The sequence below is a fragment of the Vibrio sp. OPT18 genome (assembly GCF_015163615.1).
GTDB classification, from domain to species: domain Bacteria; phylum Pseudomonadota; class Gammaproteobacteria; order Enterobacterales; family Vibrionaceae; genus Vibrio; species Vibrio coralliirubri.
On the sequence record NZ_JADDYK010000060.1, the window covers coordinates 346,807 to 353,959 of the forward strand.

At 46.3% G+C, this 7,153-nt stretch carries 6 protein-coding genes and 4 tRNA genes; all 10 read right to left on the minus strand.

The genetic code is table 11. The features are described from left to right. The coding region (locus IQQ51_RS27245; RefSeq protein ID WP_228012926.1) for a M16 family metallopeptidase at positions 1-1,307 on the minus strand (1,307 nt) is incomplete at its 3' end. Between the two features lie 9 nt (positions 1,308-1,316). Further along, complete coding sequence (locus IQQ51_RS16530) at positions 1,317-1,778, minus strand: YqaA family protein (protein ID WP_017059555.1); 462 nt, start codon at positions 1,776-1,778, stop codon at positions 1,317-1,319. Positions 1,779-1,784: 6 nt separating this feature from the next. Continuing rightward, complete coding sequence (locus IQQ51_RS16535) at positions 1,785-2,738, minus strand: NADP-dependent oxidoreductase (RefSeq protein ID WP_017065778.1); 954 nt, start codon at positions 2,736-2,738, stop codon at positions 1,785-1,787. Positions 2,739-2,910: 172 nt separating this feature from the next. Beyond that, complete coding sequence (locus IQQ51_RS16540; protein WP_019825842.1) at positions 2,911-4,041, minus strand: sodium ion-translocating decarboxylase subunit beta; 1,131 nt, start codon at positions 4,039-4,041, stop codon at positions 2,911-2,913. A 9-nt stretch (positions 4,042-4,050) separates the two neighbouring features. Then, the gene (gene oadA / locus IQQ51_RS16545) at positions 4,051-5,835 is read right to left on the minus strand and encodes a sodium-extruding oxaloacetate decarboxylase subunit alpha (protein WP_193841610.1); all 1,785 of its coding nucleotides are present in this window, start codon (positions 5,833-5,835) and stop codon (positions 4,051-4,053) included. 31 nt (positions 5,836-5,866) lie between these two features. After that, positions 5,867-6,124 (minus strand): oxaloacetate decarboxylase subunit gamma, encoded by a 258-nt coding sequence (locus IQQ51_RS16550; RefSeq protein ID WP_004741884.1) that lies wholly within the window; start codon positions 6,122-6,124, stop codon positions 5,867-5,869. Between the two features lie 375 nt (positions 6,125-6,499). Further along, positions 6,500-6,576: transfer RNA gene (locus IQQ51_RS16555), tRNA-Arg, on the minus strand. Positions 6,577-6,657: 81 nt separating this feature from the next. After that, a tRNA-Arg gene (locus IQQ51_RS16560) sits at positions 6,658-6,734 on the minus strand. Positions 6,735-6,791: 57 nt separating this feature from the next. Beyond that, a tRNA-Arg gene (locus IQQ51_RS16565) sits at positions 6,792-6,868 on the minus strand. 58 nt (positions 6,869-6,926) lie between these two features. Next, positions 6,927-7,003, minus strand: a tRNA-Arg gene (locus tag IQQ51_RS16570). Between the last annotated feature and the right edge of the window lie 150 nt (positions 7,004-7,153).

Below are 7,153 nucleotides of genomic sequence, written 5' to 3' on the forward strand. Positions count from 1 at the left end.
ATTTGATCGAGTTGTGATTCAATGCGATCAGGCTGACCATAGAAGGTTTGGTTAGACGCGAGTTGCGACACCTTACCTTTAACGCTTTGCAATGCAAAAACGGCATTCGCTTCTGCCATGCCTGTGATCTGGTCTAAACGCTCTTGTTCAACACCCTCTTTCGAGAATTGCTCTAGGGTATCCATCAGCTCTTTATTGAGAACCGTCAAATCGCCTTTTTCACCTGAGTTGCCCATTGCATACACGTACATGGTACAAGCAAGCTCAGCACAATCATGGAAAGAGCCAGCGCTGACGGCCTTCTGCGTTTTTACGAGGTTTTGATATAGGTAACTGTTGGTACCTGAACCTAACACGTTAGACAATGCATTCAGGGAAGCTTGCGTCTCTTCACCGCGATACGTTGTTGGCCAACCCACAAGCACCATCGGCTGCCGAATATTGTCTTCTAAGGTGATGTACTTATCTTCAGTCAGAACAGCAGGTTGCTTCTCTGCCGCCTTCACTTCAGGACCTTGAGGGATTGGGCCAAAGTACTTGTTCACCCACTCTAGCGTGTCATCAACGTCGATATCACCACCAATCGTTAACACGGCATTGTTTGGACCGTACCAACGCAGGAAGAACGCTTTAAGATCATTCACGTCAACACGGTCAAGATCTTCAACATAGCCGATTGGTTGCCAAGAGTAAGGGTGACCTTCTGGGTATAGCGCTTCGCCCATGCGTTCCCACATTAAGCCGTAAGGACGATTTTCGTAGCTCTGCGCTCGCTCGTTCTTGACCGTGCCTCTTTGCACCTCAAATTTCTTCTGAGAAACTGCATCCAACAAGAAGCCCATTCGGTCTGATTCTAACCACAGCATTTTCTCAAGTTGGTTAGAAGGAACCGTTTCAAAGTAGTTGGTACGGTCACGATTGGTCGTGCCGTTTAACGAACCACCCGCTTCAGTAATGATCTTAAAGTGCTGTTGGTCACCAACGTTCTCAGAACCCTGGAACATCATGTGCTCAAAGAAGTGAGCAAAGCCCGACTTACCAATCTCTTCACGTGCTGAACCGACGTGATAAGTTACATCAACATGCACCAACGGATCGGAATCATCAGGGGAAAGAATAACTGTCAGGCCGTTTTCAAGCTGATACTTGGTGTAAGGAATCACCACTTTATCTTTAGAAGGCTTAACCTCTTCTAACAGAGTGACACCTTCAGGTAACGAGGAAAAGAAGGGCGTTGAGCTAGGTACATTGTAAGAACAGCCAGCAATGGCGATAAGAGAAAATGTACCAAGTAAAACCTTTTTCATAGGTTCTCCTTAGAAAAAACCGAAGTAGATAGCAGCAAGTAAGCTATAGCGAGCGGCTTTGCCAATCGCTATCAAAATAACGCTAGGGATGAATTTCATTCTTAGCCAACCCGCCGCTAGACACAAAGGGTCACCAATGATCGGTAACCAACTAAATAACAGTGTCCAGTAGCCATAACGACTCAGCCAAGCCATAGCCTTATGACCATGCTTTTCAGATTGAGTTCGATTAGGCAACCACAAACCAATCCAATAGTTAGTCAGGCCGCCTAAGGTATTGCCTAATGTCGCCACTAGAATGATCGATGAGGTTGAAAACTGATCTAAGCTCAATGCAGCCACAAGGCTAGCTTCTGAACCACCGGGTAGTAACGTGGCACTCAAGAAGCCACTAATGAAGAGTACCCACAGCGCTGAGTCCGAGAACCACAGCGCGATATTTTCAAAAAGGGAGTTAAAAAATTCTAACACTGCCTATCAACTTTCTTGCATTTTAAGTAGCACCTTGCCTCTGGTGTGTCCGGTTTCAACCTGCAGATGAGCCGACTGCGCCTCGTCTAACTGGTAGATACCTTGAATTTCTGTTTTGAGCAATCCGACACTGACCATGTAAAGCATAGTGTCCATTTGCTCAGGGTTTGGTTCAACCAGCATGCCTGATGCAGTAAAACCTAATAGTGTTGCTTTCTCACAGATAAGTTCTGCAGATAGAGTTGGCACGGTTACTACTCTTGCGCCATCTTTCAGACACTTCAATGCGTCAAGCGCGGTATCGCCACCGACCAAGTCAATCAACACATCGACATCAGATACTCTTTCTGATGCTGGCGCAAACTTATAGTTAATCGCGTGAGCACCTAGCGTCGCAAGGTAATCAAGATTGGCTTCGCTGCAGGTTGTGTAAACCTCAGCTTTTGCTGCCACTGCAATTTGAACCGCAAGATGACCAACACCGCCAGCACCCGCTAAGATAAGTACGCGATCGCCTTCTTTCACTTCGGCTTTGTTGAGCGCTTGTGCCGCTGTTTGGCTCGCGAGTGGTAATGCCGCAGCCGCTTCTAGAGTGACAGAATCAGGAACCATACTTAATGCAGCTTCTGGAACACACACATATTGGCTGTAACCGCCACCTTGCAGTGGAAAACCAATAAAGCCAGCCACGTTATCACCAACAGTAAAGCGTTCAGCCTGTTCGCCTAGCGAGACAATTTGTCCTGAAATATCGTAGCCAGGTACCCAAGGTAGATTATCTTTGTTTTGTGCTGCCGCCCAACCAAGGCCCGCTCGGGTTTTGACATCAATCGGATTAATGCCTGAAAAGGAAACTTTAACCACCACTTCTCCAGCCTTAGGCTCAGGGATCGCACTGGTTTGAATACTTAGGTTTTCGACGCCGCCGAATTGAGTAATCGCAATCTGTTTATTTTCCATTTCCACATTTCCTTGATTGATAAAAGCCCTAGTGAGCAAGCACCCTAATTAATAAAAAGAAAGGGATGCGAAAGCATCCCTTTGACTATAAACCATTTAATAAGGCTAAGTTAACCGCTCATTCGTAAATTGACGACCAATTAACGTAACGATACATGACCCAGCAAAACTACTAGCCCACAAGAGCTAATAGAATACCCGCCGCAACCGCACTACCAAGTACACCGGCTACGTTCGGGCCCATTGCATGCATCAACAAGAAGTTCTGAGGGTTTGCTTCAAGACCAACCTTGTTTACAACACGTGCCGCCATTGGAACCGCCGATACGCCAGCTGCGCCAATCAGTGGGTTGATGTCCTCTTTCGAGAATCGGTTCAACACCTTCGCCATCAATACACCACCCGCCGTACCGATACTGAACGCGACCGCACCTAAACCTAGAATACCCAGCGTTTCTAAGTTCAAGAACGTATCCGCTTGAAGCTTAGAACCAACACCTAAACCTAGGAAAATAGTTACAACGTTAATCAGTTCGTTTTGAGCTGTTTTTGAAAGGCGATCAACCACGCCCGCTTCACGCATTAAGTTACCCAAACAGAACATACCAACTAAAGGTGTTGCTGAAGGTAGGAACAAAATCGTCATCAGTAGTACAGCAAGCGGGAAAAGAATCTTCTCTGCTTTGCTAACGTGACGAAGTTGAGCCATCTTAATCTTGCGCTCTTCAGGAGACGTTAACGCTTTCATGATTGGTGGCTGAATGATAGGAACCAAAGCCATGTAGCTATAAGCCGCTACTGCAATGGCACCCAAAAGATCCGGAGATAGCTTACTCGCCAAGAAGATCGCAGTTGGGCCATCGGCACCGCCAATGATCGCAATTGACGAAGCATCGGCCATCGAGAACTCCATTCCTGGAACGTAGTTCAGCAAGATCGCGCCAAATAGCGTTGCAAAGATACCAAACTGAGCCGCAGCCCCTAGCCACAATGTTTTAGGGTTCGCAATCAACGCACCGAAGTCCGTCATCGCACCAACACCCATAAAGATCAGCAGTGGGAAAATACCTGTTTCAATACCAATGTAGTAAACGTAATAAAGCAAACCACCTGGATCAGTAAACCCAGCATTTGGAATGTTTGCTAATACAGCACCAAAACCAATAGGCAGTAGAAGTAACGGTTCAAATCCTTTACGAATTGCCAAAAACAACAGTAAGCAACCAACCAGCATCATACAGATCTGGCCGAACTCAAAGTTCGCAATCCCTGTTTCAGACCATAAGGTCATCAATCCTTCCATGGTACTCCCTTACGCTAAGCTTAGTAGTGGAGCGCCTACAGTAACTGCATCGCCTTCTTTAACATTCAATTCTTGAACGATACCACCACGAGCAGCACGAACTTCCGTTTCCATCTTCATCGCTTCTAGGATTAGCAGAACGTCGCCTTCAGCAACCTCAGCACCCGCCTGAACGTTTACTTTAAAGATGTTACCCGCCAATGGAGCTGGAACCGCTTCAGCGTCAGAAGCTGCTACTGGCGCAGCCTGAGCCGCTTGAGCAGGTTTTGCAGATGGCGCTACCGATGTCAGTTCACCTTGTGGGCCAACTTCAACATCGTAAACCTGACCATCAACCTTCACGCTGTAGCTTTCAATACCACCAGAAGCTTGTACAGGAGCTGCTGCAACTGGAGCCGCAACTTCTAGCGTTGGTGCAGGTTCAAATGCTTCAGGGTTACGACGGTTCTTAAGGAACTTAAGACCTACTTGTGGGAAGAGCGCGTAAGTCAGTACATCATCAACCGTATCTTCAGCTAATGAGATACCCTCTGATTTCGCTTTCTCTAACAGATCCGTCGTTAACGTATCCATTTCAGACTTAAGTAAATCAGCAGGACGACAAGTAATCGGATCTGCGCCGTCTAGAACTTTCGCTTGCAGTTCAGCATCCACTTCAGCAGGAGCTTGACCGTATTCACCTTTGAGTAGACCAGCAGTTTCTTTCGTGATGCTCTTATAGCGTTCGCCCGTTAAGACGTTAATAACCGCTTGAGTACCGACAATCTGAGAAGTTGGTGTAACTAAAGGAATGTAACCAAGCTCTTTACGTACGCGTGGGATCTCTTCTAGCACTTCATCCATACGATCGGCTGCGCCTTGCTCTTTAAGCTGGCCTTCCATGTTAGTTAACATGCCGCCAGGAACTTGAGCGATCAGGATGCGAGAATCGACGCCTTTTAGCTGACCTTCCCATTTCGCGTACTTTTTACGTACATCACGGAAATAAGCCGCAATTGGTTCGATTTGGTCTAGTTTAAGATTCGTGTCGCGCTCTGTACCTTCTAACATCGCAACAACCGTTTCGGTTGGCGTATGACCGTAAGTACAGCTCATTGAAGAGATAGCGGTATCTAGAATGTCGATACCCGCTTCAACGGCTTTAACCGCTGTTGCAGTCGATAGACCGGTTGTCGCGTGGCTATGCAGTGCTAGAGGAACGTCACACGATGCTTTGATACGTGTAATCAGCTCTTCTGCTTCATACGGCTTTAATAAACCTGACATATCTTTGATACATAGTGAATGACAACCTAGGTCCTCTAGGCGCTTAGCCAAATCAACCCAAGTATCTGAGTTATGAACCGGACTGGTTGTGTAAGACAACGTACCTTGAGCGTGGCCACCAACGTCGATCGTTGCTTTCACTGCTTTTTCAAAGTTACGCACGTCATTCATCGCATCAAAAATACGGAATACGTCCATGCCGTTTTTATGGGCACGTTCAACAAATTTTTCTACTACATCATCCGCGTAGTGACGGTAGCCCAATAGGTTTTGACCACGCAGTAGCATCTGCATTGGTGTGTTTGGCATCGCTTTTTTCAGCTCGCGCAAACGCTCCCATGGATCCTCGCCAAGAAAACGGATACACGAATCAAACGTCGCGCCGCCCCAAGTCTCAAGTGACCAGTAACCGACTTTATCCAGTTCTGCCGCAATTGGCAGCATATCTTCGATACGCATACGAGTAGCAAATAGTGACTGGTGCGCGTCACGAAGTACCACATCTGTGATAGCTAGTGGTTTAGACATGCTCATAAACTCCTTTTTAATCCTTTAAATGCTACTTAGCAGTAGACGCACGGTATTGATGAACCGCGGCCGAAATTGCTGCCACTACCTGTGGACTAACAGCTGAAGGGTTTGATTGTGATTTTTGAATTTTTTTAGGTGCTGCGATCGGCTCTGGTACTTCTTCTGGTACCAGTTTTGACATCAACCGAACGAGGTAAACTAGAATAGTTAGGAAAATAAAGACAACGGACATCCCCGTTATCATTAGAGTCGCCGCATCTCCTAGCAGGCTTCCAATATTAGTCATGTTGCTTCCTTTCTTCGTCATCCTGACATACGTACAGGATTTCAGCGAATAGTGATCCCGACCCATGGATTATCTCGATTGGTAAAAGTTTGTCAATTTTGTTTAAGGTTCTGTTACGGATAACGCACACATAAGGTTAATTATTCGCCTATCAGATCACATAAATCTGTCAAATACGTCATTTTTAGATATTTAAACTGTGACTTAAACGGGGCTTTTCTGGGAATTGATATGAGAAAGGTGGAATAACAAAGAAGTAATCAAGAACTACTTTAAATACAACAAGTTAAACAACGAACAAATTTAACATTGTCGCAACAAATTTACAGCAGACATAAAAAAAGCCTCGTATAAACGAGGCTTTTTCTAATAATGTGGCGCGCTCTGGAGGATTCGAACCTCCGACCGCCTGGTTCGTAGCCAGGTACTCTATCCAGCTGAGCTAAGAGCGCACGGTTTTAATATCAATTCATTGTTACTAACAATAGATCAATATAAGGATTTCATTCTTATAAGAAAGAAGCCCTAAATAGTGGCGCGTCCTGGAGGATTCGAACCTCCGACCGCCTGGTTCGTAGCCAGGTACTCTATCCAGCTGAGCTAAGGACGCACGGTTTTCGATATCAGTATTTCCAATATCAGGAGTTCACAAGGAAACCCTAAATAGTGGCGCGTCCTGGAGGATTCGAACCTCCGACCGCCTGGTTCGTAGCCAGGTACTCTATCCAGCTGAGCTAAGGACGCGCAGTTTTCGATATCGGTATTCCCAATATCAGGGGTTCATAAAAGAAACCCTAAATAGTGGCGCGCTCTGGAGGATTCGAACCTCCGACCGCCTGGTTCGTAGCCAGGTACTCTATCCAGCTGAGCTAAGAGCGCACGGTTTTAGTATCAATTCGTTGTAAACAACAACTCAATACAAGGATTTCTGTTCTTATAAGAAAGAAGCCCTAAATAGTGGCGCGTCCTGGAGGATTCGAACCTCCGACCGCCTGGTTCGTAGCCAGGTACTCTATCCAGCTGAGCTAA

What these genes read in the sequence shown, in the direction of transcription:
- IQQ51_RS16540 (WP_019825842.1), bottom strand. Translation starts at nt 4,041, where the DNA reads ATGGAAGGATTGATGACCTTATGGTCTGAAACAGGGATTGCGAACTTT.
- IQQ51_RS16550 (WP_004741884.1), bottom strand. Translation starts at nt 6,124, where the DNA reads ATGACTAATATTGGAAGCCTGCTAGGAGATGCGGCGACTCTAATGATA.
- oadA (WP_193841610.1), bottom strand. Translation starts at nt 5,835, where the DNA reads ATGTCTAAACCACTAGCTATCACAGATGTGGTACTTCGTGACGCGCAC.
- IQQ51_RS16535 (WP_017065778.1), bottom strand. Translation starts at nt 2,738, where the DNA reads ATGGAAAATAAACAGATTGCGATTACTCAATTCGGCGGCGTCGAAAAC.